The organism is Paraburkholderia heleia NBRC 101817 (assembly GCF_000739775.1).
Lineage (GTDB): Bacteria > Pseudomonadota > Gammaproteobacteria > Burkholderiales > Burkholderiaceae > Paraburkholderia > Paraburkholderia heleia.
This window is the reverse complement of record NZ_BBJH01000004.1, coordinates 81,230-107,424: the sequence shown is the minus strand read 5'-3', so window position 1 is coordinate 107,424 and position 26,195 is coordinate 81,230. Positions and strand designations below refer to the sequence as shown.

The 26,195-nt window shown below is 63.2% G+C and carries 25 protein-coding genes, 4 tRNA genes and 1 pseudogene; 19 read left to right on the top strand and 11 right to left on the bottom strand.

All coding sequences use genetic code 11. The features are described 5' to 3' along the window. The first annotated feature begins 134 nt into the window (after window positions 1–134). The 3 genes from pepN (at window position 135) to BHE01S_RS04335 (ending at window position 4,248) form a co-directional block, all read left to right on the top strand. On the top strand, window positions 135–2,825 hold the full coding sequence (pepN, locus tag BHE01S_RS04345) for an aminopeptidase N (protein ID WP_042260952.1): 2,691 nt from the start codon (window positions 135–137) through the stop codon (window positions 2,823–2,825). A 265-nt stretch (window positions 2,826–3,090) separates the two neighbouring features. Then, a complete protein-coding gene (locus BHE01S_RS04340; RefSeq protein ID WP_042260950.1) occupies window positions 3,091–4,107 on the top strand; it encodes a class 1 fructose-bisphosphatase in 1,017 nt (338 codons plus the stop codon). 65 nt (window positions 4,108–4,172) lie between these two features. Next, a tRNA-Thr gene (locus tag BHE01S_RS04335) sits at window positions 4,173–4,248 on the top strand. Window positions 4,249–4,359: 111 nt separating this feature from the next. Here BHE01S_RS04335 and BHE01S_RS04330 read toward each other — a convergent pair. Next, the gene (locus BHE01S_RS04330; protein WP_042260948.1) at window positions 4,360–5,346 is read right to left on the bottom strand and encodes a LysR family transcriptional regulator; all 987 of its coding nucleotides are present in this window, start codon (window positions 5,344–5,346) and stop codon (window positions 4,360–4,362) included. A 117-nt stretch (window positions 5,347–5,463) separates the two neighbouring features. On the opposite strand from BHE01S_RS04330, the gene BHE01S_RS04325 reads away from it, so the two are divergent. From BHE01S_RS04325 to BHE01S_RS04315, 3 genes are all read left to right on the top strand, one after another. Beyond that, the gene (locus BHE01S_RS04325) at window positions 5,464–6,582 is read left to right on the top strand and encodes an aldo/keto reductase (RefSeq protein WP_042260946.1); all 1,119 of its coding nucleotides are present in this window, start codon (window positions 5,464–5,466) and stop codon (window positions 6,580–6,582) included. Between the two features lie 547 nt (window positions 6,583–7,129). Beyond that, window positions 7,130–7,279, top strand: coding sequence for a hypothetical protein (locus BHE01S_RS38340; RefSeq protein ID WP_028226747.1), 150 nt, complete (start codon window positions 7,130–7,132; stop codon window positions 7,277–7,279). Window positions 7,280–7,528: 249 nt separating this feature from the next. Continuing rightward, on the top strand, window positions 7,529–8,119 hold the full coding sequence (locus BHE01S_RS04315; RefSeq protein ID WP_042260943.1) for a chorismate mutase: 591 nt from the start codon (window positions 7,529–7,531) through the stop codon (window positions 8,117–8,119). 9 nt (window positions 8,120–8,128) lie between these two features. Here the strand turns inward: BHE01S_RS04315 and BHE01S_RS04310 are convergent, their stop codons facing one another. Further along, window positions 8,129–9,295, bottom strand: coding sequence for an exonuclease domain-containing protein (locus BHE01S_RS04310; protein WP_042260941.1), 1,167 nt, complete (start codon window positions 9,293–9,295; stop codon window positions 8,129–8,131). Window positions 9,296–9,571: 276 nt separating this feature from the next. Continuing rightward, the gene (locus BHE01S_RS04305; RefSeq protein WP_028205165.1) at window positions 9,572–9,775 is read right to left on the bottom strand and encodes a cold-shock protein; all 204 of its coding nucleotides are present in this window, start codon (window positions 9,773–9,775) and stop codon (window positions 9,572–9,574) included. Between the two features lie 415 nt (window positions 9,776–10,190). Here BHE01S_RS04305 and BHE01S_RS38940 point away from each other — a divergent pair, with 415 nt between their 5' ends. Both BHE01S_RS38940 and BHE01S_RS04295 read left to right on the top strand, forming a co-directional pair. Then, window positions 10,191–10,391: a hypothetical protein gene (locus BHE01S_RS38940; RefSeq protein ID WP_042261285.1), complete on the top strand. Its 201-nt coding sequence runs from the start codon at window positions 10,191–10,193 to the stop codon at window positions 10,389–10,391. A gap of 551 nt (window positions 10,392–10,942) precedes the next feature. Beyond that, entirely contained in the window at window positions 10,943–12,097 is a 1,155-nt protein-coding gene (locus BHE01S_RS04295; RefSeq protein ID WP_042260938.1) for a porin, read from the top strand. Window positions 12,098–12,179: 82 nt separating this feature from the next. Here BHE01S_RS04295 and greB read toward each other — a convergent pair whose 3' ends face one another. Next, complete coding sequence (gene greB / locus BHE01S_RS04290) at window positions 12,180–12,743, bottom strand: transcription elongation factor GreB (protein ID WP_042260936.1); 564 nt, start codon at window positions 12,741–12,743, stop codon at window positions 12,180–12,182. A 150-nt stretch (window positions 12,744–12,893) separates the two neighbouring features. Here greB and BHE01S_RS04285 point away from each other — a divergent pair. Both BHE01S_RS04285 and BHE01S_RS04280 read left to right on the top strand, forming a co-directional pair. Next, window positions 12,894–12,970 (top strand) — tRNA-Arg (locus BHE01S_RS04285). A gap of 85 nt (window positions 12,971–13,055) precedes the next feature. Continuing rightward, window positions 13,056–13,132, top strand: a tRNA-Arg gene (locus tag BHE01S_RS04280). An 89-nt stretch (window positions 13,133–13,221) separates the two neighbouring features. Here BHE01S_RS04280 and BHE01S_RS04275 read toward each other — a convergent pair. From BHE01S_RS04275 to BHE01S_RS04255, 5 genes are all read right to left on the bottom strand, one after another. Next, on the bottom strand, window positions 13,222–13,704 hold the full coding sequence (locus BHE01S_RS04275) for a phage protein NinX family protein (RefSeq protein ID WP_042260934.1): 483 nt from the start codon (window positions 13,702–13,704) through the stop codon (window positions 13,222–13,224). Between the two features lie 165 nt (window positions 13,705–13,869). After that, on the bottom strand, window positions 13,870–16,236 hold the full coding sequence (locus BHE01S_RS04270) for a RelA/SpoT family protein (RefSeq protein WP_042260933.1): 2,367 nt from the start codon (window positions 16,234–16,236) through the stop codon (window positions 13,870–13,872). 117 nt (window positions 16,237–16,353) lie between these two features. After that, window positions 16,354–16,557 carry a DNA-directed RNA polymerase subunit omega gene (gene rpoZ / locus BHE01S_RS04265; protein WP_006400783.1) on the bottom strand — a complete coding sequence of 68 codons (204 nt, stop codon included), beginning with the start codon at window positions 16,555–16,557 and terminating at the stop codon, window positions 16,354–16,356. A 40-nt stretch (window positions 16,558–16,597) separates the two neighbouring features. After that, on the bottom strand, window positions 16,598–17,311 hold the full coding sequence (gene gmk, locus BHE01S_RS04260; protein ID WP_042261283.1) for a guanylate kinase: 714 nt from the start codon (window positions 17,309–17,311) through the stop codon (window positions 16,598–16,600). Window positions 17,312–17,325: 14 nt separating this feature from the next. Beyond that, on the bottom strand, window positions 17,326–18,264 hold the full coding sequence (locus tag BHE01S_RS04255) for a YicC family protein (RefSeq protein ID WP_042260929.1): 939 nt from the start codon (window positions 18,262–18,264) through the stop codon (window positions 17,326–17,328). 292 nt (window positions 18,265–18,556) lie between these two features. Between BHE01S_RS04255 and rph the strand changes: the two genes are divergently transcribed. From rph to BHE01S_RS04230, 5 genes and pseudogenes are all read left to right on the top strand, one after another. Further along, entirely contained in the window at window positions 18,557–19,297 is a 741-nt protein-coding gene (gene rph / locus BHE01S_RS04250) for a ribonuclease PH (protein WP_042261281.1), read from the top strand. Then, window positions 19,290–19,937, top strand: coding sequence for an RdgB/HAM1 family non-canonical purine NTP pyrophosphatase (gene rdgB, locus BHE01S_RS04245; RefSeq protein ID WP_042260928.1), 648 nt, complete (start codon window positions 19,290–19,292; stop codon window positions 19,935–19,937). Before rph ends, rdgB begins: the two co-directional genes overlap by 8 nt. Before the next feature lie 44 nt (window positions 19,938–19,981). Further along, window positions 19,982–21,151, top strand: coding sequence for a radical SAM family heme chaperone HemW (gene hemW, locus BHE01S_RS04240; protein ID WP_218000396.1), 1,170 nt, complete (start codon window positions 19,982–19,984; stop codon window positions 21,149–21,151). Between the two features lie 65 nt (window positions 21,152–21,216). After that, window positions 21,217–21,306, top strand: a tRNA-Ser gene (locus BHE01S_RS04235). A gap of 270 nt (window positions 21,307–21,576) precedes the next feature. Beyond that, window positions 21,577–22,005: pseudogene (locus tag BHE01S_RS04230) on the top strand (integrase core domain-containing protein); the annotation flags it as partial. A gap of 439 nt (window positions 22,006–22,444) precedes the next feature. Here BHE01S_RS04230 and BHE01S_RS39745 read toward each other — a convergent pair. Then, window positions 22,445–22,597: a DUF4224 domain-containing protein gene (locus tag BHE01S_RS39745; RefSeq protein WP_407669462.1), complete on the bottom strand. Its 153-nt coding sequence runs from the start codon at window positions 22,595–22,597 to the stop codon at window positions 22,445–22,447. Between the two features lie 400 nt (window positions 22,598–22,997). Between BHE01S_RS39745 and BHE01S_RS04225 the strand changes: the two genes are divergently transcribed. The 4 genes from BHE01S_RS04225 (at window position 22,998) to BHE01S_RS04210 (ending at window position 25,891) form a co-directional block, all read left to right on the top strand. After that, on the top strand, window positions 22,998–23,210 hold the full coding sequence (locus tag BHE01S_RS04225) for a hypothetical protein (RefSeq protein WP_042261279.1): 213 nt from the start codon (window positions 22,998–23,000) through the stop codon (window positions 23,208–23,210). A gap of 204 nt (window positions 23,211–23,414) precedes the next feature. Beyond that, window positions 23,415–23,849 (top strand): TonB family protein, encoded by a 435-nt coding sequence (locus BHE01S_RS04220; protein ID WP_245639641.1) that lies wholly within the window; start codon window positions 23,415–23,417, stop codon window positions 23,847–23,849. 388 nt (window positions 23,850–24,237) lie between these two features. Next, window positions 24,238–25,554 (top strand): MFS transporter, encoded by a 1,317-nt coding sequence (locus BHE01S_RS04215; RefSeq protein WP_042260923.1) that lies wholly within the window; start codon window positions 24,238–24,240, stop codon window positions 25,552–25,554. A 157-nt stretch (window positions 25,555–25,711) separates the two neighbouring features. Beyond that, entirely contained in the window at window positions 25,712–25,891 is a 180-nt protein-coding gene (locus BHE01S_RS04210; protein ID WP_042260921.1) for a hypothetical protein, read from the top strand. 39 nt (window positions 25,892–25,930) lie between these two features. On the opposite strand, the gene BHE01S_RS39490 is transcribed toward BHE01S_RS04210, so the two are convergent. Further along, window positions 25,931–26,056, bottom strand: a complete 126-nt coding sequence (locus tag BHE01S_RS39490; RefSeq protein WP_256094537.1) for a hypothetical protein — start codon at window positions 26,054–26,056, stop codon at window positions 25,931–25,933. Window positions 26,057–26,195: the final 139 nt, after the last annotated feature.

The following is a 26,195-nucleotide window of genomic DNA, read 5'->3' as shown; positions in this document are numbered from 1 at the left end:
CTTTGTACAATGGGGCGAACCGCCGCGCTGCAGCGACGGCTGGCAGCGCCCGGCGGGCGCACACGCCGCCGCGGCCGGCCCATTCGATCAATACCGAGCGATCCCCACCGATCCGACACGCCCCTATCCAGACCATGTCCGATACCGCCACGCCCACCGTGATCCGCCGCGAAGACTACGCGCCGCCCGCGTTTCTGATCGATACCGTCGACCTCGAATTCGACCTCGTGCCCGAGCGCACGATCGTCAAGAGCACGTTGCGCGTGCGTCGCAATCCCGACGCGCAACCCGTCGCGCATCTCGAACTCATGGGCGAGCAGCTCGAATTCATCGGCGCGGCGATCGACGGCAAGCCTTACGCGAACGTGCGCGCGCACGAACACGGGCTCACGATCGAGAATGTGCCTGAAGCCTTCGCGCTCACGCTCACCGGCGCGTGCGCGCCCGAAGCCAACACCACGCTCTCGGGCCTGTACGTGTCGAGCGGCAACTTCTTCACACAATGCGAGGCCGAAGGTTTTCGCCGCATCACCTGGTTCCTCGACCGCCCCGACGTCATGGCGACCTACACGGTCACGCTGCGCGCAGACAAGACCGCCTACCCGGTGCTGCTGTCGAACGGCAACCTGATCGCCGAAGGGGATCTGCCCGATGGCCGTCACTATGCGAAATGGGAAGACCCGTTCCGCAAGCCGAGCTATCTGTTCGCGCTCGTGGCGGGCAAGCTCGTGGCGCTGGAAGAGCGCATCCAGAGCGGCTCGGGCAAGGAAAAGCTGCTGCAGGTCTGGGTCGAGCCGCACGATCTCGACAAGACGCGCCACGCCATGGACTCGCTCATTCACTCGATCCACTGGGACGAGCAGCGCTTTGGCCTCGAACTCGATCTCGACCGCTTCATGATCGTCGCCGTGAGCGACTTCAACATGGGCGCGATGGAGAACAAGGGGCTCAACATCTTCAATACGAAGTACGTGCTCGCGAATCCGGAAACGGCCACCGACATCGACTTCGCCAACATCGAGGCCGTGGTCGGCCACGAGTACTTCCACAACTGGACCGGCAACCGCGTGACTTGCCGCGACTGGTTCCAGCTGAGCCTGAAGGAAGGCCTCACGGTGTTCCGCGACCAGGAGTTCTCCGCGGCGATGTCGGGCGGCGACGAGAACGAAGCGGCGCGCGCGACCAAACGCATCGAGGACGTGCGCGTGCTGCGCCAGATGCAGTTCGCCGAAGACGCAGGCCCGATGGCGCACCCGGTGCGCCCCGAGAGCTACGTCGAGATCAACAACTTCTACACGATGACCGTCTACGAAAAAGGCGCGGAAGTCGTGCGGATGTATCAAACGCTGCTCGGACGCGACGGCTTCCGTAAAGGCATGGACCTGTACTTCCAGCGCCACGACGGCCAGGCCGTGACCTGCGACGACTTCCGCCACGCGATGGCCGACGCCAATGGCCGCGACCTCGCGCAGTTCGAACGCTGGTACAGCCAGGCGGGTACGCCGCGCGTCGCCGTGAGCACGAGCTACGACGAAGGCACGCGCTGCTACAGCGTGACGCTCACGCAGGGCTACGCCAACGGCGCGCCCGCCGCGCGCGAAACGCAAAAGGGCCCGCTGCACATTCCCTTTGCGATCGGCCTGATCGGCCCGGACGGCGCGGACCTGCCGCTGCGCCTCGAAGGCGAGGCCGCCGCGCATGGCACGACGCGCGTGCTGGAGCTGACCGACACGCAGCAGACCTTCACGTTCGCCGATGTGATGGCCAAGCCCCTGCCCTCGCTGCTGCGCAACTTCTCGGCGCCGGTCATCGTCGACTACGACTACGGCAACGACGAGCTCGCGTTCCTGCTCGCGCACGACAGCGACGCGTTCAACCGCTGGGAAGCGGGCCAGCGCCTCGCCACGCGCGAGCTGCTCGCGCTTGCCGCTCGCGCGGCCGCGGGCCAGCCGCTCGAAATCAACGGCGCGCTCGTCGATGCGTTCCGTCGCGTGCTGACCGACGAATCGCTCTCGCCTTCGTTCCGCGAGCTTGCGCTCATGCTGCCTTCGGAAACCTATCTCGCCGAGCAGATGACCGAATCCGATCCGGCCGCCGTGCATGCCGCGCGCCAGTTCGTGCGCAAGCAACTGGCCACGGCGCTCGAACGCGAATGGCTCGCGGCCTATGAGCGCAATGTCACGCCGGGCGCGTACGAACCGACGCCCGAGGCGGCCGGACACCGCGGGTTGAAGAACCTCGCGCTCTCGTATCTCTCGGAACTCGACGCTGCCGCGCAAGCGGTGCGACTCGCCACGGCGCAATACGACGCCGCGAACAACATGACCGACCGTTCGGCGGCGCTGTCCGCGCTGTTGAACGTGCAGGCGGCCACGGGCGGGGACGTCGCGCGCCGCGCACTCGAAGACTTCTACGTGCGCTTCGAGAAGGAACCGCTCGTGATCGACAAATGGTTCGCGCTGCAGGCCACGCAACGGGGCACGGCGCAGCGCCCGACCATCGAGACGGTGCGCGCGCTCATGGGTCACCCGGCGTTCAACATCAAGAATCCGAACCGCGCACGCTCGCTGATCTTCAGCTTCTGCGCCGCGAACCCGGCGCAATTCCACGCCGCCGATGGCTCCGGCTACGCGTTCTGGGCCGACCAGGTGATCGCGCTGGACGCGCTCAACCCGCAGGTCGCGGCGCGCCTCGCCCGCAATCTCGAACTGTGGCGCCGCTTCACTCCCGCGCTGCGCGACGCGATGCGCGCGGCGCTGGAGCGCGTCGCCGCCGAAGCCAGGTCGCGCGACGTGCGCGAGATCGTCGAAAAAGCGCTGGCTTGATCAGACGAAACCGCGCGAATCGGCGCACAACGCGCGGCGCCTGGGTCGCGCCGCGCGGCGTTCCACGAACCGGCCTTCGTGCCGGTTTTTTTGCGCATTTTTTCATGATTGTTTTTGGCGGCGCGAAGCGCCCCGGCACCGCGCGAAAAGCCGCTCCAGCAAGCCCGGCCGCGCCCCGGCGCTTTATTTTGGGCGGCTGTGCGGCGGGAGGTCACAGTCGAGCGGGTAGAATTGCACTATCCCCAAGCGTATCCGGAGTACTGCAATGGCTTTGCAACGTCGCACCACCCTCACCAAGTACCTGATCGAGCAGCAGCGCCAGCACCGCAACCTGCCCGCCGACCTGCGTCTTCTGATCGAAGTCGTCGCGCGCGCGTGCAAGGCGATCAGCTTCAACGTCAGCAAGGGCGCGCTCGGTGACGCCCTCGGCACGGCCGGCAGCGAGAACGTTCAGGGCGAAGTGCAGAAGAACCTCGACATTCTCTCGAACGAAATCCTGCTCGACGCCAACGAATGGGGCGGCAACCTCGCCGCGATGGCCTCGGAGGAAATGGAAACGTTCTTCCCGATCCCGGCCAACTATCCGAAGGGCGAATACCTGCTCGTGTTCGATCCGCTCGACGGCTCGTCGAACATCGACGTGAACGTGTCGATCGGCACGATCTTTTCGGTGCTGCGCTGCCCGGACGGCCAGCAGGCGACCGAGGAATCGTTCCTGCAGCCCGGCACGAAGCAGGTCGCCGCAGGCTACGCCGTGTACGGCCCGCAAACGGTGCTCGTGCTCACGACCGGCCACGGCGTGAACTGCTTCACGCTCGACCGCGAACTGGGCTCGTGGGTGCTCACGCAAAGCAACATGCGCATTCCGGAAGACACTCGCGAATACGCGATCAATGCGTCGAACGCGCGCCACTGGTACGAGCCGGTGCAGAAGTACATCGGCGAGCTGAACGCCGGCAAGGACGGCGCGCGCGGCGAGAACTTCAATATGCGCTGGATTGCGTCGATGGTCGCGGACGTGCACCGCATTCTGAACCGCGGCGGCATCTTCATGTACCCGGCCGACAAACGCGACCCGTCGAAGCCGGGCAAGCTGCGTCTGATGTACGAAGCGAACCCGATGTCGTTCATCGTCGAACAGGCGGGCGGCATGGCGACCAACGGCGAAGAGCGCATTCTCGACATCCAGCCGAAGAGCCTGCATGAGCGTGTCGCCGTGTTCCTCGGCTCGAAGAACGAGGTCGAGCGCGTTACGCAGTACCACTACGAAGCAAAAAAATGAAAAAAGATGGGAAATGGCTTGCGTAGTTAGCGGCACTTTCCTATAATCTTTCTTCTCTGATGCACGCCGGAATAGCTCAGACGGTAGAGCAGCGCATTCGTAATGCGAAGGTCGGGGGTTCGATTCCTCTTTCCGGCACCAGGATTCAAGCAAAATGCCCAGTCTTCGGACTGGGCATTTTGCTTTGTGCCACCGGCGCACGGTACTGCGAGTGCTGTGCCCATCCAGCGTCTCACAACCCTTTCGATCACCTCATCGTTTCGCCCCAGCCTGCACCACGTGAGCCTGGACGCCTTCACGCTTCTCGCGCAGAAAGTCGATGAACGCGCGCAGCTTGGGCGGCAACTGCGCGCGCCCGGCCGTATACAAATAGAACCCCGGAAACGACGCGCCCCACCGCCCGAGCACCGGCACGAGCCGGCCTTCCTTCAGCTGCACACGCACGTAGTCCTCGATCACGTGCAGAAGACCCACGCCCTGCTCCGCGGCGCGCACCATCGTACGCAGATCGTTCGTCACGAAGCGGCCCTCGGTGACCACGTCGAACACGCGTCCAGGCTCGTCCGGCTGCGCGAACTCCCAGCGATAGACGCCGCCCGTCGCGAAGCGATAGTGCAGGCAGTCATGCGCGGCGAGATCGTCGGGGGTGACGGGCCGCGCGTTGCGCTCGAAGTATGCCGGCGAACCCACCACGACGATGCGAATCGGCCCGCCGATCGGCACCGCCACCATGCCGGGCGCAACCGACTCGCCCAGGCGGATGCCCGCATCGAAGCCGTCGCCGACCAGATCGGCAAAACCGTCGTCGAGCGCGAGTTCGAGCTTGATCAGCGGATAGCGCGCCATGAATTCCGCAAGGTGCGGCATGACGAGCAACTCGCTCGCCACCCGCGGCAGGTTGATGCGCAGCGTGCCGGCCGGTGCGTCGCGCGAGGCGTCCAGCGCATCGAACGCCGCCTCGATCTGTAAAAGCGCGGGCTGGACGCGCGCGAGAAACTGCGCGCCCGCCTCGGTCAGCCCGACCCGGCGCGTCGTGCGATTGAAGAGCCTCACGCCGAGTTGCGCTTCGAGTGCGCGCACGGTTTGCGACAGCGCCGAAGTCGAGCAGCCCGCGGCGGACGCCGCACGCGTGAAGCTGCCATGGCGCGCGACCGCCGCCACCGCTAGCAGTGCGGGCAGGCGGCCCGCCAGACCCGACGCGGCGGGCGGCGCGAACGCCTGGGTAGATACCGGGCCCATCTCGCCTCCATTGTGAAGTTTGACTTCACAGTACTTTCAAGTGAACCCGATTTTTCCACAAAAAGGAAAGGCGCAGGATGGGCTTGCGTTCACCACTCACTCCTTGAGGAAACCGCCATGAAGCTCGATACCTATACCCTGCTCGGCCGCTCAGGCCTGCGCGTCAGCCCCATCGCCCTCGGCACAATGACGTTCGGCACCGAATGGGGCTGGGGCGCCGACGAAGCCACCGCACAGCGACTCTTCGACCTCTATGTCGACGCAGGGGGCAATTTCATCGACACCGCCGACCTCTATACAGAAGGCACGAGCGAAACCTGGGTGGGGCGCTTCGCGGCAGCGCGCCGTCTGCGCGAGCGGCTCGTCATCGCCACCAAGTATTCCTACAATGCACAAGCGGGCGATCCGAACGCCGGCGGCAACCATCGCAAGAACCTGCTGCGCGCGCTCGACGGCTCGCTCAAGCGCCTCGGCACCGATTACATCGATCTTTATTACCTGCACACGTGGGACCGCATGACGCCCGTCGACGAGGTGATGCGCGCCATGGACGACGCCGTGCGCGCCGGCAAGATCCGCTACGTGGGCCTCTCCGACGTGCCCGCGTGGTACGCGGGCCGCGCGCAGACGCTGGCCGACTGGCGCGGCTTCGAGCCGGTAGCGGCCATGCAGCTCGAATACTCCCTGATCGAGCGCAACGCGGAACACGAGTTCGCCGATCTCGCGACACAACTCGGCATGGGGCTCGTGCCGTGGAGTCCGCTCGGCATGGGCGTGCTGTCGGGGAAATATCGGCCGTCGCAGGCAAACGAAGGCGTGAGCGGTGCGGGCCGCCTGCAGACAGTGGGCGCGAAGCCGCCGCCCGGCTTCGACAAGCTCTCGGCGCGCAACTTCGCGATCGTCGCCGAGCTCGAGCGGGTCGCGCACGAAGCCAATCGGTCCATGGCCCAGGTTGCGTTGAACTGGCTGTATCAGAAGCGCGGCGTGGCGAGCATCATCGTCGGCGCAACCCAGGGCGCGCAACTCGAAGAGTCGCTGGGTGCGCTCGACTTCACGCTCGCCGCTGAACTCGTCGCGCGTCTGAACGCAGCCTCCGAGCCCGTCCACCCGTTTCCGTACTACATGTTCGCGGACGGCCACCAGTCACGCATTCATGGCCAGGTGGAAGTGCGCGCGACGCCCGCGAACCATGCTCACGTGCAGCGCGTGCCGGCACCACCGGAGGCCCACACGTAACGAATTATCGGAGTACATCAATACGCCGCGCCCGAATGCGCGGCTATTTACGCACGTTCGGTCATTAAATCGCGGCCCAATGCCGGGCAACAAAGTATTAATCACCCAATCGGATAGAAACGGACGCTTACATAGTTTTAATTCTTATTAACGTTTCGACGTCAACGACTAAGCATAATCGATCGTTGTAGACGGATGGCGGGTGCACGCTGAAGCCGCAGGCACTTGCCGGACTTGCGCGTCGCGCAACACGAACGGGGCAAGACTGGGCGAACGTGCTTCCCGGAGCCGAAGGAGCAGCGATCGAAGCGTTGTGCGACTGCAGCAGACGCTGCGCGGGAGACCTGGAACAAAGGTGAACGTGCTCGATTCACCCAGCATGCGACAGTGCGAAGGACATCTCAATAATTATATTCCTGTGCCGTTAATCACTCGTATCGCTGTGCGAAGAAAGCAACACGCGTGCGAGAAAAGCACTGTTACCGGAAGCGGGACTAGCGCAGTAGAAGTGACGAGCCGGATAATTGGCTTACATAGGAGAAAGATCATGGATGCCAAACCGCCAAGGATTCCGACCCCGGACAAAGTCTTCAGCCCGGATCCGGAACCGGTGGCCGTCGAGTTTCTCGGCGACGAATTGCCCGCTCACGTGCGGGCGTTTCTCGACGAGCAACGCAAGGCACACGAACAGAAGTGACGGGGAAGTGCATACGTACGCGCTCGCGGGCTCACGCGCCGCAGTTGTTCGTGTGCATATCGGTACGCGTAGCCCAGGGACGCGCGTGTCATGCTGCGTGCACAGTATTGCGCCGTAGTGGCTGGCACCCGGCGCGCTCGATCGCGGGCGCGCCTCGATTCGACGATCTGACTCGACCTCAGCGCCGTTAAACGCAAGCGCACCATAACCGGCTATGCTTCGGGTTTTATTGCCGGCCTCTTCCGCTCAATGACATTGCTGACCCGCGCGAGCGCGCGTTGCGCGACTGCGCTGCTTTTCGCGCTGCCGATCGCATCCGTCCATGCCGACGGTGGCGACACCGCCCTGACCAACCTCGTCGCGCTCGTTTCGCAGCGGCTGGCGCTCGCCGAGCCGGTCGCGCACTGGAAATGGCAGCATCACAAGCCCATCACCGATACGCCCCGCGAAGACGCCCTGCTCGCCGACGTGCACAAGCGCGCCACGGCAGCCGGCGTCGATCCTGCGTTTGCGCGCGCGTTCTTCCGCGATCAGATCGACGCCAGCACGCAAGTGCAGAAGTCGCTGTTCGACACGTGGCGCGCCTCCCAGGCACCCAGCGACCCGGCGCCGGATCTCGCCACGGCGACGCGGCCGCAACTCGACAGACTCACCGGAGAACTGATCGGCGCGCTCGCACGCGTGCAACCGCTGCGCGCCGCGCCGGATTGCCCGGCGCGCGTCGCAAGAACGGTGGCGAGCTGGAAGGAGCTCACGCGATACGACTCCGCGCGCGCGAATGCGATGAATCAGGCGCTCGAACACGTCTGCGAATCGGGCGGCGTCGGCGGGGTTGCCTGAGCGCGGCTATTATGCCGTGCTCGTGAGGCCGGCGGCCTCGGAAGGCTGCAGCATCTGCACGCGCAGACCGCGCTCGAAGTGCGTCTGCAGAATGCGCCAGGTCGAAAGCTCGAACACGCGCTCGGCGCTGCTGTCCACCAGCGCCTCGGCCTCAGCCAAACTCGGAAAGGCGCCCATATAGCACCAGCGATCGATCAGGTGATAAACGTCGGCGCCATTCGTCGCGTCCTGCTCGAGCACGACCACTGCGCCGCCGAATGGCCAAGGCGCTGCTCCTAGGTCGGCCGGCTCGCGCTTCGATACGCGCGGCAGGCGGTTGAACGAGGGCTTGAGCGTTGCGATCCACTGCGCCTCGACAAGAAGCGCGCCAAGCTCGCCGCCTGTCGCACGCCACTCCACGCGGCGGACCTGCTGCGCCATCCGTTGTTCGCGCGACGAGCGCCGCTCACCCGAAAGATGTGCGCGCACTCGCTGGCGCACCCGCACGCTGCGCCCCACATAGAGCGGGACGTCGTTCTCGCCGTAAAATGCATAAACGCCGTGGCCTGCCGGCGCCGTCTCGATGAGTTCGTCGGTAATGTCGCCAGCCAATACGTGGCGACGCGTCGTGCGCTCGATCTGCGATGCCAGCGCATCCCCCGGCACGAGCGCGGGCAGGCGCTGCCAGAACTGCCAGAGCAGATCGGCATCGGCGAGCGCGCGATGGCGATCCGACGGCACGAGCGCGTGGCGCTCGACCAGCGCGTCGAGCCCGTGGCGCTTCTCACCCGGAAAAAGCGCCCGTGACAGACGCACGGTGCAAAGCACATCGGGGTTGAAGGCATAACCGGCACGCTCGAACTCCGCGCGCAGGAAGCCGCGGTCGAAGGCCGCGTTGTGCGCGACGAAGAGCTTGCCGGCGAGTCTCGCGTGGAGTTCCGCGGCAATTTCGGCGAAGCGCGGCGCGCCACGCACCATCTGGTCCGTAATTCCGGTGAGCTGCTGGATAAAGGGCGGGATAGGCTGACCGGGATCGACAAGGGTGCTCCAGCGTGTCACCTGCCCTTGCGCCACCTCCACAACGCCAACTTCGGTAATGCGATGCTCGCCTACCGAACCGCCAGTCGTCTCGAGGTCCACAAAGACGATGGGAAAGTCGCCGGCCGGCTGTGGGGCGCTCAAGGAGGAATCAAACATGGGAAAACGACAGAGGAAATGGAAAACGGCCCAAGTATGCACCGTTTGGACGGCACCCGCCGGCGGTACCGGCAGTGTACATGTGACTTTTGGCTTTTAGTGAAAACCCGAATCAGAAAAATCGCCGGTTCCCAGGGTTTCCCCGATTAATTCCGCGAGCAAAAAACTCGACTGGTAAATTCGGCTAAATATCAATATGCCAAAAATAAAAAAGCCCCGGGGTTAGCCCGGGGCTTAGTGTCGCATACGCGTTCGCGTAGCGATCGCTCGCTGTACTTACAGCGGCTGGATGTTCGCGGCCTGCTTGCCCTTCGGACCGACCTTGACGTCGAACGACACACGCTGGTTCTCCTTCAACGACTTGAAGCCGTCGGCGCGGATTTCCGAGAAGTGCGCGAACAGATCGTCGCCGCCGGCGTCAGACGTGATGAAGCCAAAGCCCTTCGCATCATTGAACCATTTGACGATACCGGTTTCCATGTTTCAGTTTCCCTCGAGATTTTAATGACGCGGGCAATAACCCTCGCGCCGTATCCAGCCAATTCCCGCTGTTCCGCTTCAGCGAATTCCACGTCCTGAAATTGCAGCAGAACGAAAATCAGCCTTGCCGTTATACGGGGAACGTCAATCGCCAGTCAAGCGAATTTTTTATAACAGCCATCCCGATTCAACGATAAAAGCGGCACACATCAAAAAGCGGCAAGAAAATCGTATGCGAACCGAATCGATATATCGCGCTATGTCATTATTACCCGATTATCCCACTTGCGTCACTTTTACCGGGAAGTTTTCCCGAAATGTAACAATTCGTGTCAAACGTAAGTGTTTCTCCCGGTTGTTCGAGTAATACATTCAATTCATGATTCACATATTGTTAGCGGCATCGGAGGTCATCATGCTGACAACTCTGCGGCGATGGATTCACTGGCTCGTACAAACGGACGGGATTGCGCCAACGGCTGAAGAAGCCGAAACCTACGGCGCATGGCACGGGGACCACTGGCACAACCTGCTGTGTTCCCCTATGGACGCAAGACACTACGTAATGGAAGACTGGAGCCTGCAGCCTGAGCCGCCGCAAGCCGGTACTCGGTAAGCGGCACAGATGGCGCGCCTGGCCTGAAGACGGGCAAAAAAAAGCGCGGCTGAAAAGGCCGCGCCGACAAAGGTTTGGAGATCTTTTTCGTCAACGAAAAAGTCTGCTTCGGAAAGCAGCAATTGAAGTATAGCTGGACCCACGTCTGACGATTAAGCATACGGCGCACAATCATCTGTTACGCGGAGCGCAATAATCAGTTGAGGCCGTTTTAGGCCGTTTTGCGCAATCAATTGTTGTAGCGATTGCACAACGCTCGAGCGGTTGACAGTTCCACCTCGTTCCTCAGAAATCCGCTCAAAGCCTTTACCAGCAGGGCTTAAGGCGAGCGAGATAATCATTTCCGATAGCGCAATACTTTATTGCGAAATTCGGAATCCCCCCTCTTCGAGCACCCTCTCTACACTCTGCCTGTCTGGAAACCGACTGGGACAGATCGTCTCAGACGATTAATTCGTACCACGCGAACTTTGCCTCTCGCTGCGCTTCGCATGGTCGGTTTCCCAAACAGGGTTCAACGAAGCCCACCTCTGTTCTCGGAGTTTACAAAGATGAAAAAGACTCTCATGGTCGCCGCCCTGACGGGCGTTTTTGCAACGGCTGCACACGCGCAAAGCAGCGTTACGCTGTACGGCCTGATCGACGCAGGCATCACCTACACGAACAACCAGCACGGCCACAGCGCCTGGCAAGCCACGAGCGGCACGGTCAACGGTAGCCGCTGGGGCCTGCGTGGCTCTGAAGACCTCGGTGGCGGTCTGAAGGCCATCTTCACGTTGGAAAATGGCTTCAGCATCATGAACGGCACGTCGAAGCAGTCGAGCCGCATGTTCGGCCGTCAGGCTTTCGTGGGTCTCGCAAGCGACCAGTACGGTGCCGTCACCCTCGGTCGTCAGTACGACTCCGTGGTCGACTACCTCGCACCGCTGTCGAACACCGGCACGCAATATGGCGGCACGATCGCTGCCCACCCGTTCGATAACGACAACCTGAACAACTCGGTTCGTTTCAACAACACGGTCAAATACTCCAGCGTCAATTACGCTGGCTTCAAGTTCGGCGGCACGTACTCGTTCTCGAACAGCACCGAGTTCGCCAACAACCGTGCGTACAGCTTCGGCGCGTCGTACAACTGGGGCGGCCTGAATGTTGCAGCCGGCTACCTGCAGCTGAACAACGACATGAGCAATCCGGCGAACACGATCTCGGGTTCGGGTGCGCAAACCGGCGAATGGACGTTCCTGGCTGGCCGTCAGCGCACGTTCGGCGGCGGCGTGAACTACACGTTCGGCCCGGCAACGGCTGGCTTCGTGTACACGCAAACAAACCTGAGCGACACGGTTGGCGGCGGCATCTCAGCTGCGCAATCGGGCACGTCCAGCGGCCTCGGCTTCAACGCCAACAGCGCCCGCTTCCAGAACTTCGAAGGCAACATCCGTTACGCTCTGACCCCGGCTCTCAGCCTCGCTGGCGCGTACACGTACACGCGTACGAACTTCGGCGGCGGCGTGAACCCGAACTACAACACGGTCGCACTGCAGTCGGACTACGCACTGTCCAAGCGCACCGACGTCTACCTGCAAGGCGACTGGCAACACGTGTCGTCGAACTCGGCCAACATCGGCCCGTTCCTGAACGGCCTGTCGGGTGCTTCGGCTACGCAAGACCAGGTTGCTGTGACGGTTGGTATGCGTCACCGCTTCTAAGCCGTATGCTGCTGGCCGCCTCGGCCAGCACTGCAGCTGAAGGGCACCCTCGGGTGCCTTTTTTCATTTCTGTCCCCCTGGCTCAGGCGTGCCGCGGCGGATAGCTCACATCGAGCACATCGATGGGCTGCGGACCCGTAGGCGTATAGAGCGTCACCTGGTCGCCGATTTTCGCCTTCAGGAGTGCTCGCGCAACCGGCGAAACCCAGCTCACGTGACCGAGGTCGAGGTCGACCTCGTCGACACCCACAATCGTGACCGTATGCGATTCGCCATCTTCGGTGCCGTACTCCACAGTCGCCCCGAAGAACACCTGGTCGACACTCTCCTGCCGGCTGCTGTCCACGACTTCCGCCAGATCCAGGCGCTTCGTGAGAAAGCGGATGCGGCGGTCGATTTCGCGCAGGCGCCGTTTGCCGTAGATGTAATCGCCGTTCTCGGAGCGGTCGCCGTTCGAGGCGGCCCACGAAACGAGCTTGACCACCTCCGGCCGCTCCTCGTCGATCAGATGCAGCAACTCGCTGCGCATGCGTTCGTAGCCGGCAGGCGTGATGTAGTTCTTCGCGCCAGCGGGAATCTCCGGGTAACCGGCTTCGAGATCGTCGTCGTCGTTGTCGGTCGATTCTTTGACAAAGGCCTTGTTCATGATGGCTTGCTGCGGTGGTGGTGCCTGACTTGACTGGCGCGCTGCATCCCAGCGCGTACTACAGTCAGGTTACACGAAGCGCGTCTCAAGACAAATCGCGATAATGGTCTTCCCTTTTTCTGAAGCTCTGCTATAATCTTTTTTCTGCGTGCGGCTGTAGCTCAGTTGGATAGAGTACTTGGCTACGAACCAAGGGGTCGTGGGTTCGAATCCTGCCAGCCGCGCCACTTATTCGAAGCGTTTCTCGTCTGAAGATGATTCGGGAAGGGTTTCAGCAGTATCCTGTCGTACCAGGTTGTATTGTTTTAGCGTGCGGCTGTAGCTCAGTTGGATAGAGTACTTGGCTACGAACCAAGGGGTCGTGGGTTCGAATCCTGCCAGCCGCGCCACCCATTGAAGGGCCTTTCCAAATGGAAAGGCCCTTTGTCTTTTCAGCTGCAGAATTGAGTGCGCGTGGCGTTTCGCGAAACGCGAAATCCTAGCGCGGCGGCGTGCCGATGTCGCCGATCTGGGCATCGGGACGCGGCAAGTCCTCCACGTCGCCAATCGCGCTGGGCTCTGCCACAGGCTCCATGCCCATGCCCAGCAACGCCTGGGGCTGCCGCAGCATGTCCCCTACCGTCTTGCCGAAGCGGCTCGCGACGAACGCCCGCAGCAACGCCTCGCGCGTGGTTTCTCCGTAGGCCTCCACGATTGCCGCCGATTCCCCTTTGAACTCGGCCACGCAGGAAGCCGGCTCGCCTTCGCGCAGCTCGACGCGCCTCGCACGGTCGAGCACCACGCCGGCCGCCTCCCACGAATCGGTGGGCATAAAGCGGCCATCCCACGGACGCCCGCGGTCGTTGCCGCGCACGGCAACCGTCTCGCCACTGTCGGTGAAATAGATTTCACGCACGAAGTCCGGCAGGCTGCGCGCCACCCAGTAGTCGAGTGCGAGGCCGGTCAGTTCAGCTACGTTCATTGCGAGCCCCTCGTTTCGGTTCGAAGGAAGATGGCGACGTGACCGGCAAGCGCGGTCAGGCTGCCGCGAAGGCGCGGCCGATGAGATAACGATAGATTACCGCGTGAGGCACGCCATGGAAGCGGTCCTTGCCAGGCGACGGCGTTGCCGGGCTCGCCGTCCGCGTCAATAATCCGCGCGCTCGCGCTCGATGCGCATGCCGCCGTCGTGGCGATGGTGTCCGTCGTCGCTCGAACGCTCGCGCGCAATGCGCATCACGTCCGGATTCGTGCGCACGCGGCGCATGACGTTCGCGAGGTGCACGCGGTCGCTCACCTGGATCACGAAGCGCAACATGTTCGATTCCTGCGCCAGATCGTCGTCCATCGCGATGTGCACGATGTTCGCGTCCGCCGACGTAATGTCGGCCGCCACGCGCGCAAACACGCCCTTGGTGTTCTTCACGAGCACCTTCACCGCGACGTCGAACAGACGCCCCGGCTGCGGCGCCCACGCCACGTCGATCCAGCGGCCCGGGTCGCGCCGGTGGATGCGCTGCGCCACGCGGCAGTCGGTCGTATGGATCGCCATACCGAGACCGATGCCGATGTAACCCATGATGTCGTCGCCGGGAATCGGGCGGCAGCAAGCCGAGAGCTGCACCGACATGCCCTCGGTACCCGTGATGACGACAGGCGGCGCCTGCGGCGCATTCGGATCGCGCGGCGGATGGTGATGCTCGGCGTCGTCGGCGTCCTGGCCGCTCATCAGCACTTCGATGCGCTTGGCCATGACCGCCGCCACGCGCCGTCCAAGACCGATGTCGGCGAATATTTCCTGGCGGTTCTTGTTGCCGGTCCACAAGACCAGCTTCTCCCACACTTCCGGCGTGACCTCCGAAAGCTGGTAGCCATAGCCCTTGAGCGCCTGATCGACGAGCCGCTCGCCCAGCTGCACCGACTCCGTGAGACGCATCGTCTTCAGGTAGTGCCGGATCGCCGAGCGCGCCTTGCCTGTGCGCACGAAACCGAGCCACGCCGGATTCGGCTTGGAGTACGGCGCCGTGATCACCTCGACGATGTCGCCGCTCTTCAGTTCCGTGCGCAGCGGCAGCAGCTCGTTGTTGATCTTCACGGCCACGCACTGGTTGCCGAGGTCGCTGTGGATCGAATAAGCGAAGTCGAGCGCAGTAGCGCCGCGCGGCAGCGCCATGATCTTCGACTTCGGCGTGAAGACGTAGACGGCGTCCGGGAACAGATCGATCTTGACGTGTTCGAGGAATTCGCTCGAGTCGCCCACCTCGCTCTGGATGTCGAGCAGCGACTTGAGCCACTGGTGCGCGCGCTTTTGCACGTCGTTGAGATCCGCGCCGCCGTTCTTGTAGAGCCAGTGCGCCGCCACGCCGGCTTCGGCGATTTCGTGCATCTTGCGCGTGCGCACCTGGAACTCGATCGGCGCGCCGAACGGGCCCACGAGCGTGGTGTGCAGGGACTGATAGCCGTTCACCTTGGGAATGGCGATGTAGTCCTTGAACTTGCCCGGAACCGGCTTGTAGAGCGCATGGAGCGCGCCGATGCAGGTGTAGCACTCGAGCGCCGACTCGACCACGACGCGAAAACCGTACACGTCGAGCACCTGCGAGAACGACAACTGCTTGTCGCGCATCTTCTTGTAGATGCTGAAGATGGTCTTCTCGCGGCCGGTGACTTCGGCGTCGAGCTTCGCGTCGGCAATGGCGCGCTGCACCGCTTCCAGAATCTTGCTCACCACTTCGCGGCGATTGCCGCGCGCGGCCTTCACCGCCTTTTCGAGCGTGGCGTAACGATTCGGATTGAAGTTCGCGAAGCTCAGGTCCTGCAGCTCGCGATAGGTGTTGTTCAGACCGAGACGGTGCGCGATGGGCGCATAGATGTCGATGGTCTCGCGCGCCACGCGGCGGCGCTTTTCGGGCGGCACCGCGCCGAGCGTGCGCATGTTGTGCAGCCGGTCGGCGAGCTTCACGAGAATCACGCGCACGTCGCGCGCCATCGCGAGGAGCATCTTGCGGAAGTTCTCCGCCTGCGCTTCCTCGCGGTTGCGAAACTCCATCTTGTCGAGTTTCGACAGGCCATCGACCAGTTCCGCGACCTTCGCGCCGAAGCGCTCGGCGAGTTCCGCCTTGGTCACGCCCTGGTCTTCCATCACGTCGTGCAGGAGCGCGGCCATGATGGACTGCGCGTCGAGCTTCCAGCCGGCGCAGATTTCGGCGACAGCGACGGGATGGGTGATATAGGGTTCGCCGCTCTGGCGATATTGGCCGAGATGGGCTTCGTCGCTGAAGTGGAACGCCGCCTTGACCTCCTTGATTTCCTCGGGAGTGAGGTAACCGGAGAGCGCGGCGGTCAGATTGGCGATGGAGACGACCCCGTGCTTGCGGGGCTGCTCCGGCGTCGCGGTCGGACCGAACAGATGGCGAAACGACTGTTCGAGGACCGCGTCGATGTAATTGCGCGCAGGGCTCGCAGTCTCGGCTTCCTGGTCCACCTCGGTGGCCGGCGAGGGCGTGATGCTCATGTTCCCCTCCGTATCAGGTTTGGCGTTGACGGTTAAAGCGGCTGCGGCGGTACGAAACTACGGGGCAAACTATGGGGCCAAACTACAGGGCGATCGTCAATGCCCCGGAACGCGCCCTTAGACGGGCACCTTCTTCAGCATTTCGAGGCCGACCTGGCCAGCCGCGATCTCGCGCAGCGCGACAACGGTTGGCTTGTCGCGGCTTTCGATCTTGGGCGTGTGACCTTGTGCGAGCTGGCGGGCGCGATACGTCGCGGCGAGCGCCAGTTCGAAGCGGTTCGGAATCTGTTTCAGACAGTCTTCGACGGTGATGCGGGCCATGTCGGGTTCCTTCTCATTCTCAGCAGGTTCTTATTCTACCTTATGTGCCCGATGCGCCGGGCTGCGGGTGGTGGATACCGAGCTGCACGAAGAGCTCGGTATGCCGCGCGTATTGCGAAGCGAAGCGCAGGCGTGTGGCGCTCACGATGTTGCGCAGCTCCTGCAGCGCGCGATCGAAGTTCTCGTTGATCACGACATACTCCGATTCGCTCGCATGCGCGATCTCGCTGCCCGCTGCGAGCAGGCGTCGCGTGATGACATTCGGCTCGTCTTCGCCGCGCTTTTTCAGGCGCTCGGCGAGCGCTTCGAGCGACGGCGGCAGGATGAAGATTTCCACGGCATTGCGGAACTGCTTCTTCACTTGCTGCGCGCCTTGCCAGTCGATTTCGAGCAGGACGTCATGGCCGATTTTCATCTGGTCTTCGATCCACACGCGCGACGTGGCGTAGTAGTTGCCATGCACTTCCGCGCTCTCGAGGAACTCGCCCGCGGCGTGGCGCGTGAGGAAGTCGTCGACAGTCGTGAAGTGATAGTGCTCGCCGTCGCGCTCCTTCGAACGCGGCGTGCGCGTCGTGTACGAAATCGACAGGCGGATCGCGCTGTCTTCAGCGAGCAGCGCGTTCACGAGCGTCGACTTGCCCGCCCCCGAAGGCGCCACCACCATGAAGAGGTTGCCGGGGTACATGCCCGCATACGGATTGCGCTTCTTGTCCTGCTTCGCGTCCGTTTTGGGGGCGCTGCTTTGGTCGGTCATGTTCGTTGCTTCCTTCATTCGAGATTCTGAACCTGCTCGCGCATCTGCTCGATGAGCAGCTTGAGCGTCATCGAGGCGTCCGCGAGTTCCTTCGCCGCCGCCTTCGAGCCAAGCGTGTTCGCTTCGCGATTGAGCTCCTGCATCATGAAGTCGAGACGCTTGCCGACGCGGCCGCCCTTCTCGATCACGTGGCGCGTTTCGTTCAGGTGCGCCGTGAGGCGCGAGAGCTCTTCGGCGATGTCGATGCGAATGCCATACATCGTCACTTCCTGGCGAATGCGCTCGGCGATTTCCTCGCGCGAGATGTTGCCGATGCTGCCGCCGTTGCCGTTGCTGTCCGGCGCGGCGATGCCGAGCGCCTCCTGCAGACGCTCGACGATCTTCTGCTGGTGCTTCGCGATCAGCTCCGGCACGAGCGGCGTGATGCGCGCGACGATCGCTTCCATTTCGGTCACGTTCGCAAGCAGCATGTTGGCGAGCTGCGCGCCTTCGCGAGCGCGCACTTCGATCAGATCGGCGATGGCCTGCTTGCCGCAACCGAGCACGGCGTCGCGCAGCACCTCGGCCGCCACACCGCTTTCCGTCAGCACGCCGGGCCAGCGCAGGATCTCGCCCGTACGCAGACGGCCCGACTCGGGAAACGCTTCGAGCACGGCGCGCTCGAGCCCGGCGAGCTGGTCGAGCGCGTCGCGGTTGAGCGCGCCCGCATTGGCGCCCTGCTCGCTCTTCTGGATGTTGATGCGGATGTCGACCTTGCCGCGCGAGAGCTTCGTCATCAGCATTTCGCGCAGCGTGGGCTCGCACACGCGGACGTCTTCGGGCATGCGGAAGTTCAGGTCGAGAAAACGCGAATTCACCGTGCGCAATTCGACGGAAACACTCGCGCCGCCCGTGCCCGAAGCCGCAGCAAGCTCGCGCGTGGCGCTGGCATAGCCGGTCATGCTGTAAATCATGGTTCGTCTCGCGAAGAAAGCCGTGGCGTCGTGCGCAGGGCGCGCGGGTCACGGCGAGGAAATCGAGGCGCCCGGCGTGTTGTCGCGAATGGACGAAAAGCGCGGGGCGGAGAAATCGCATTATCCCATTTTTGAGGGCGCGCCTTCGCAAGCGCGGGCTGCACGCCGCGTCTTGCCGGGGCGGCCCCCTTTTCCCCTGCCTGCCGCCTTCCGGCCGCGCCACTCGCGTGGCGCGCGGAGGCGGTAAAATCACGGATTCCCCTTCCCTCTCGTGCCCTCGCGCACCTTCACGATGACCCAATCCATCCAGCGCCCCTCCGGCCGCGCCGCCGACCAGCTTCGCGAAGTCCGCATCACCCGCAACTACACGAAGTACGCCGAAGGATCGGTCCTCGTCGAGTTCGGCGACACCAAGGTGCTGTGCACCGCAAGCGTGTCCGAAAGCGTGCCGCCGTTCCTGCGCGACAAGGGCCAGGGCTGGCTTACCGCCGAATACGGCATGCTGCCGCGCGCCACGCACACGCGCAGCGACCGCGAAGCCGCGCGCGGCAAGCAAACGGGCCGCACGCAGGAAATCCAGCGCCTGATCGGCCGCGCGATGCGCGCGGTGTTCGACCTCGAGGCGCTCGGCGCGCGCACCATCAACCTCGATTGCGACGTGCTGCAAGCCGACGGCGGCACGCGCACGGCGAGCATCACGGGCGCGTTCGTGGCGGCCCACGACGCCGTCTCGAAGCTGCTGGCCACGGGCCGCATCGAACGCTCGCCGATCTCCGACTACGTGGCCGCGATCTCGGTCGGCGTGTATGAAGGCGCGCCCGTGCTCGACCTCGACTACGACGAAGACTCGCAGTGCGACACCGACATGAATGTCGTCATGACGGGCTCGGGCGGCATGGTCGAAGTCCAGGGCACGGCGGAAGGCTCGCCGTTCTCGCGTGAAGAACTGAATGCGCTGCTCGATCTCGCGCAAAGCGGCATTCGCTCGCTGATCGAGAAGCAGAAGGCGGCGCTGGAGATCTCGCATGGCTGATCTGCAGCCGGATTCAGCGGCTAAAACCCCGGCTCGCGCGCTCTCGCGCATCGTGCTCGCCTCGAACAACGCGGGCAAGCTGCGCGAGTTCGCGGCGCTCTTCGGCGCGGCCGGGATCGAACTCGTGCCGCAAGGCGCGCTGAACGTGCCCGAAGCCGACGAACCGCATCCGACGTTCGTGGAGAACGCGCTTGCCAAGGCACGCCACGCGGCGAAGCTCACGGGCCTGCCCGCGCTCGCCGACGACTCTGGCCTGTGCGTGCGTGCGCTGCGCGGCGCGCCGGGCGTGTATTCGGCGCGTTACGCGCAGCTCGCCGGCGGCGAAAAGAGCGACGCGGCGAACAACGCGCTGCTCGTCGCGAACCTGAAAGATCACGCGGATCGCCGCGCCTACTACTACTGCGTGCTCGCGCTCGTGCGCCATGCCGACGACCCCGAGCCGCTCATCGCCGAAGGCCGCTGGCACGGCGTCGTGCTCGACGCGCCGCGCGGCGACAACGGCTTCGGCTACGATCCTTACTTCTACGTTCCGGAGCTCGAGGCCACGGCTGCCGAGCTCGATCCGGCGTTCAAGAACGCGTCGAGCCATCGCGCAGTCGCCCTGCGCCAACTGCTCGCGCGACTCGAGGAGGAAGCGTGAGCCAGCAGCATCGAATTGGCGTCGACGTGGTCCAGTCGTTCACGATGCCCGGCAGCATTCGCCTCACTTCGCTGCCACCGCTCGCGCTCTACGTACATTTTCCGTGGTGCGTGCGCAAGTGCCCGTATTGCGATTTCAACTCGCATGAATGGAAGGGCGAGCGTTTCCCCGAAGACGATTACCTCGACGCGCTGCGCGCCGATCTCGAGCAGGCGTTGCCGCTCGTCTGGGGCCGCCAGGTGCATACGGTGTTCATCGGTGGCGGGACGCCCAGCCTGCTCTCCGCGGCGGGTCTCGATCGACTGCTGTCCGACGTGCGTGCCCTGCTGCCGCTCGACGCGGACGCCGAGATCACGCTCGAAGCGAACCCCGGCACGTTCGAAGCCGCGAAGTTCGCGCAGTTCCGCGCGAGCGGCGTGAACCGGCTCTCGGTGGGCATCCAGAGTTTCAACGAGGCGCATCTGAAGGCACTCGGACGCATTCACGACGCGGCGCAGGCACGCCATGCGGTCGAAGTCGCGGCGAAGACTTTCGACAACTTCAACCTCGACCTGATGTTCGCGCTGCCGCAGCAGACGCTCGCCGAATGCCAGGCCGACATCGAGACGGCGCTCTCGTTCAAGCCGCCGCATCTGTCGCTGTATCACCTGACGCTCGAACCGAATACGTTGTTCGCCAAATTTCCGCCTGCCCTGCCCGACGACGACCAGTCCGCCGACATGCAGGACTGGATTCACGAACGCACGTCGGGCGCGGGATACGGACGCTATGAGGTTTCGGCTTACGCACAGCCGGGTCGCCAATGCCGGCACAACCTCAACTACTGGCGCTTCGGCGACTATCTCGGGATCGGCGCCGGCGCGCATACGAAGCTCTCGTTTCCGAACCGCATTGTGCGCCAGGCGCGCTATAAGCATCCGGCGACCTTTATCGAGCAGGCGCGGGCGGCCACGCCAGTCCAGGAAGAGCACGAAGTCAGCGCGCACGATTTGCCGTTCGAGTTCATGCTCAACGCGCTGCGGCTCGTGGAAGGGTTTCCGGTGCATCGTTTCATCGAACGCACGGGCCTGCCGATCACGACGATCGAACCGGCGCTGCAGGAAGCCGAGCGACGCGGGCTCATTACGCGCGACTACGAGAAAATCGCGCCGACCGAGCTCGGGCAGCGCTTCCTGAACGACTTGCAGGCGCTGTTCCTCAAAGACCCGCATTGAGGTCGACGCAGATCGACTGGGCGACTGCCGCCGCGTGTGTGTTTCGGGTTACAATGCGCGGCTCCGGAGGTGTGGCAGAGTGGTTGAATGCACCGGTCTTGAAAACCGGCGAAGGGGTAACCCTTCCGTGAGTTCGAATCTCACCGCCTCCGCCAGATCATCATTCCCCATTTATCCGAAACAGTCGGATTCATTCAAGCGGCGAAACGTCCGCCCAGTAAGCCTCACCGAGATTTATTATAAAAATATTCCCTCGGATTGAATTGCTTTCATCCTGTACTGGCTCGAAAGAGGGCGGCGAGCCGCCTACGTGCCAGTCAAACGCTCGAAGTAACGTTCGAGGATGCAGCGAAGTGATTCATAAGGCCAAATCTCCCGAGTGGAAGAACGCGAAGCACGGCGACCAGTGACGCAACACGCTTGCCGAATACACACGCGAGTGCCTGGCCAGTGACGTTGCAGGATCGATCCGGTCTGGACGAGTCGTTGAGGTGCTGTCGCAGCGGGTCAGCCTGCACGGTGCGCCGCGTTACCTGCGTTCGGACAACGGGCCGGAGTTCGTGTCACGGGCGATTCTGAAGTGAGCGGCAGACAACGGCATGGACATGGGCGTTGAACGATCCCGGCAAGCCTTGGCAGAATGGCGCGGACGAGAGCTTCAACGGCAAGTTCCGTGACGAATGCCTGAGCCTGGAATGGTTCGGGACTCGGCCGAAAGCGAAGGGCGTGATCGAGCAGTGGCGGCGTCACTACAATGCGATCCGGCCACATTCGAGCTTGATTACCTGACGCCCAACGAGTTCAAGCAGCGGTATTGTTCAACTGAAGCCATCGAGGCCGTTCTCCAGGATTGAAACGATCCGAAGAAATCAGGCAGGTCACTGGCACCTCGCGTCGGTTTTGTCAGTGCGGAGCGGGACAGTATCGCGAAAATGCAGGGCATAACCAACGCTTAGGTGGAGCACAGCAGGGCGATCCTGCCTATACCATTGGCTCTAACCACGCCGGGACTACTGTGTGAGTTCCCATTTCTCGCGAGCGCCGGTCCATCCAGGGTCCTACATTCCCCTGAGTTTCGTTTAAAGATTGCTGACAGTCGGGGCCAGTCAACACGACTATCATGTGCGCATAACACGAATGCATATAAGACCATGATCCCTCTGCCATTAGCTATCCTTGGCGCCGCCCTCTTCAGCGCGTCGCTGTGCGCCCTCGGCCTTATCCTGATTGGATTCCGGCTATAGGCGCCAGCGCGTTCAGCCTTTCGGCAGTTCCACCGGGCGCACGCGGAAATCATTTTTTGTATGCGCCCTCTCGATCGACCGCAAAGTTTGGGCTCCATTTCGGGCGCGATGCACTCTGAACTGGTTGTCCCGTAAAAAATGCGCGTGCAACGATTGGGCGCCCGCGCACGTTGACGTGAAACGGAATCCCCATCTTGCGCAACTGCTCGACTTACCGTTCCAATTTCGTGCGCCTCAGGGCTGGCCACCGACAGTCTCCGTTCTCCCGTTGCCAATCCCAGTGAGTTCGCCAACTTTTTCCTCGGTAAGAAAGAGCGGCTCCGGTCCATTTTCCATTCGTCACACCTCCCGTCCTTTGCGCGGTCAACATCGCGTCATGAAAAATCAGGACTGCGATGCATTTTGCGCCGGCAGATCATGCTCGCGCATCGCATCGCATCGCATCGCATCGCATCGCATCGCATCGCATCGCATCGCATCGCATCGCATCGCCCCCAATTAAAGGGTCAAACCCATAAATCACAACGGCAATTGCACGCAATTCACTAGGTGAAAACCCTAATCATGAGGTAAAATCCTGTCCATTGATGGGAAAGATTGCCATGCCGCACCAATATCAACTGCTCGAAAAATTCGCGTTTTCGCTCGTCGTCCTGTTCGCCGTGATGTGTTCCAGCTACATTGCGTGGGAAAGCTCGCCCAATCTGCGTGACAACTTCCAGGTCGGCAAGGAGCTGTTCCTGAAAAGCGGCGAATACTCGTACGCCTGTGCAACGACCGCTTCCGATCCCTGCGCGCAGTTCCCGGTCGAATAAGCCGGCTAAGCATCTCGCCGTTTCGCACGTCCCGTGAACGACACGGGACAGTTCTGATTGCTTCTCGCAGCGTATCGTCTAAGCTCGATTCAGGTTCCGCTTCCGAGCTTGTTCGACATGCTCATCCGCGTCCAGTGGTCTTGCGGTTCATCCGCACCTCGCGCCTCCCTCGCACGGCGCCTCGGTCTGGTTTTGCTGCTCGCGATGCTCGGGTGCCTCGGCGCCTGCACGATCACGCCGCCGCCCCGGCCGCTCCTCGTTATTCCCCCCGCGGCGATCAACAGCGCCACACTCGACGACTACCGCAGCACGGTCGCGAAACACATCGTCGAGCACAACCCGTCGTACGTTCTGCACGGCGCGCCTCAGGCCATGCTGCGCTCGCTCGTGGTCGTGTCGTTCACGGTCAATCGCAATGGCCAGATCGTGAAGTCATCGGTTTACCGGACCAACGGCGACGACGAAGCCGAAGCTACCGCCCTCGCAACATTGCGCCGTGCCGCGCCGCTGCCGCCACCGCCGGGCGGCCTGCTGAATTCCGCGGGCCAGCTCGATATGTTCGAGGACTGGCTCTTCAACGACAACGGCAAGTTCCAGTTGCGCACGCTCGCCTCACCGCAAGCGCAGAACTACCAGTGACCAGGCGCTTCGCGCCGATGCCTGACGCGCGCGAACCTGCTTACGCCCGCCTTGCTGCGCGGCGCGCACGGTCGTTATAATTTTTCGCTATCCCAGCCGGCGCCCGCCGGCCATGCCTCTCGCCACGCGCCATCCGCGCCGCCGCGTGAGGCTTCGACCGCGCTTTCGCCCTTTTGCGCCTATCGGCGCGCGCTCCGGCCGGTCAGGAATCAACGCACACGGCTCGCGCCGGGCGATGCATACTGGCGACGCGCCGCCGCCTGACGGACGCTGCCGCGGCGTCGAGCGCCGACTATGCGCCCCGCCACGCTTCGAGCCTGAACAAAGACGCCCGCGCAAGCCTCGCAAGACCCAGGCGCAAGCGCGTCACAACGACTGGAGACCCTGGATGTCCACCTCACCCATTTCGCCCGCGCGCGCCGATCAGGCAGACGCAGCGAAGCAGCAAAGCACCGCGCGCGTGATCTTTGCGAGCTTTATCGGTACCGCAATCGAGTTCTACGACTTCTATGTGTATGCAACGGCCGCGGCGCTCGTGATCGGCCCCGTGTTCTTCCCGCACGGTTCGGCCACGGCGCAGGCGCTCTCGGCGTTCGTCACCTTCGGCATCGCGTTCGTCGCGCGGCCGATCGGCTCGTTCATCTTCGGCCACTTCGGCGACCGTATCGGCCGTAAATCGACGCTGGTGGCGTCGCTGCTTGTCATGGGCCTCTCCACCACGCTGATCGGCTTCCTGCCCGGCTATGACGCGATTGGCAGCCTCGCGCCGATCCTGCTGTGCATCCTGCGCTTCGGTCAGGGCATCGGACTCGGCGGCGAATGGGGCGGCGCCGCGCTCCTCGCGACGGAATACGCGCCGCAAGGCAAGCGCGGCTGGTTCGGCATGTTCCCGCAGCTCGGGCCTTCGGTGGGCTTCCTTGCCTCGAACGGCCTTTTCTTCGGCCTCGCCTCGACGCTCTCCGACCAGCAGTTCCGCGACTGGGGCTGGCGCGTGCCGTTCATCGTCTCGGCGGTGCTCGTCGCGCTCGGTCTGTATGTGCGCCTGAAGATCGCCGAAACGCCCGCCTTCAAGGCCGCCGTCGAGCGCGAGGAACGCGTCAAGGTGCCGGTCGCGACGCTGCTCTCGAAGTACTGGTGGCCGACACTGCTCGGCGCACTCGCCATGGTCGTGTGCTACACGCTCTTCTACAACGCCACGGTGTTCTCGCTCTCGCACGGCGTGACGGCGCTGCACATTGCGCGCCCGACCTTCCTTGGCATGCTGTGCATCGCGGTGGTGTTCATGGGTATCGCCACGCCGATCTCGGCCTGGCTTTCCGACCGCTTCGGCCGCAAGCCCGTGCTGATCGTCGGCTGCATTCTGGCGATTCTCTCGGGTTTCACGATGGAGCCGCTGCTCGGCAGCGGTGCGACGCCGCTCGTGCTGCTCTTCCTCGTGATCCAGCTGTTCCTGATGGGCGCCACGTTCGCGCCGATGGGCGCGCTGTTGCCCGAGCTGTTCCCGACCAGCGTGCGCTATACCGGCGCGGGCGTGGCGTACAACCTGGGCGGCATTCTCGGCGCATCGGTCGCGCCGTATATCGCCCAGGTGCTGGCCGCGCGCGGCGGTCTCTCGTGGGTCGGCGCGTATGTGTCGATTGCCGCCTGTGTGAGCCTGTTCGGTATCCTGTGCATGCGCGAAACGCGCCATACTTCGCTCTCGTAACACATCGCCTTATCAGCAAAAAAGCGCGGGCCGTCGGGCGGCCTGCGCTTTTTTACGCCTTTTTTGATCGCTTTGGGTACGCGCGATGCGTGCCTATACTCCATTCAACAAGCGCTCGAATCAACAAGCGGGAGCGATCTCCCCGGGGGAGCCGACGATGAACCTGCATCTGAGCAACGCCGACATTGTTCTGATCATCGCCCTCGCCCTGGGCATCTCGCTCCTGCTGGCGTTTCGACTGCGCACCTCGACCTGGCGTGCCGTACTGCTCGAAGCGCTGGCGGCGAATGCCGCGGCAATTGCCGCGGTTATCGCGCTCGAAATACTGCTCGCCTGAAGGCCGTCATGCCGCGGGTGCTGCACCGTCCGGCGGCGATCAGCGATAGTAATAGCCGTGATGGTAGCCGCCGCCGTAGTAGCCGCCGGCCGGCACCACGACGCAGCCGCCCAGCGAAGCCGCGAGCAATGCGCCGGCGATGAGGGTAAGCGTCAATCGTTTCACAGTGGTCTCTCCCTTCAAGTCAGTGTCTGTGTCCGGCCATGCGATGTCGGGCTGGACGGTTACGATTGAACACGACGGCGAAGGCGTGAGGCGTTGCAATTTGTAAGCAGCGGTGTGGCCCATGTAACAGCGGCGGCGC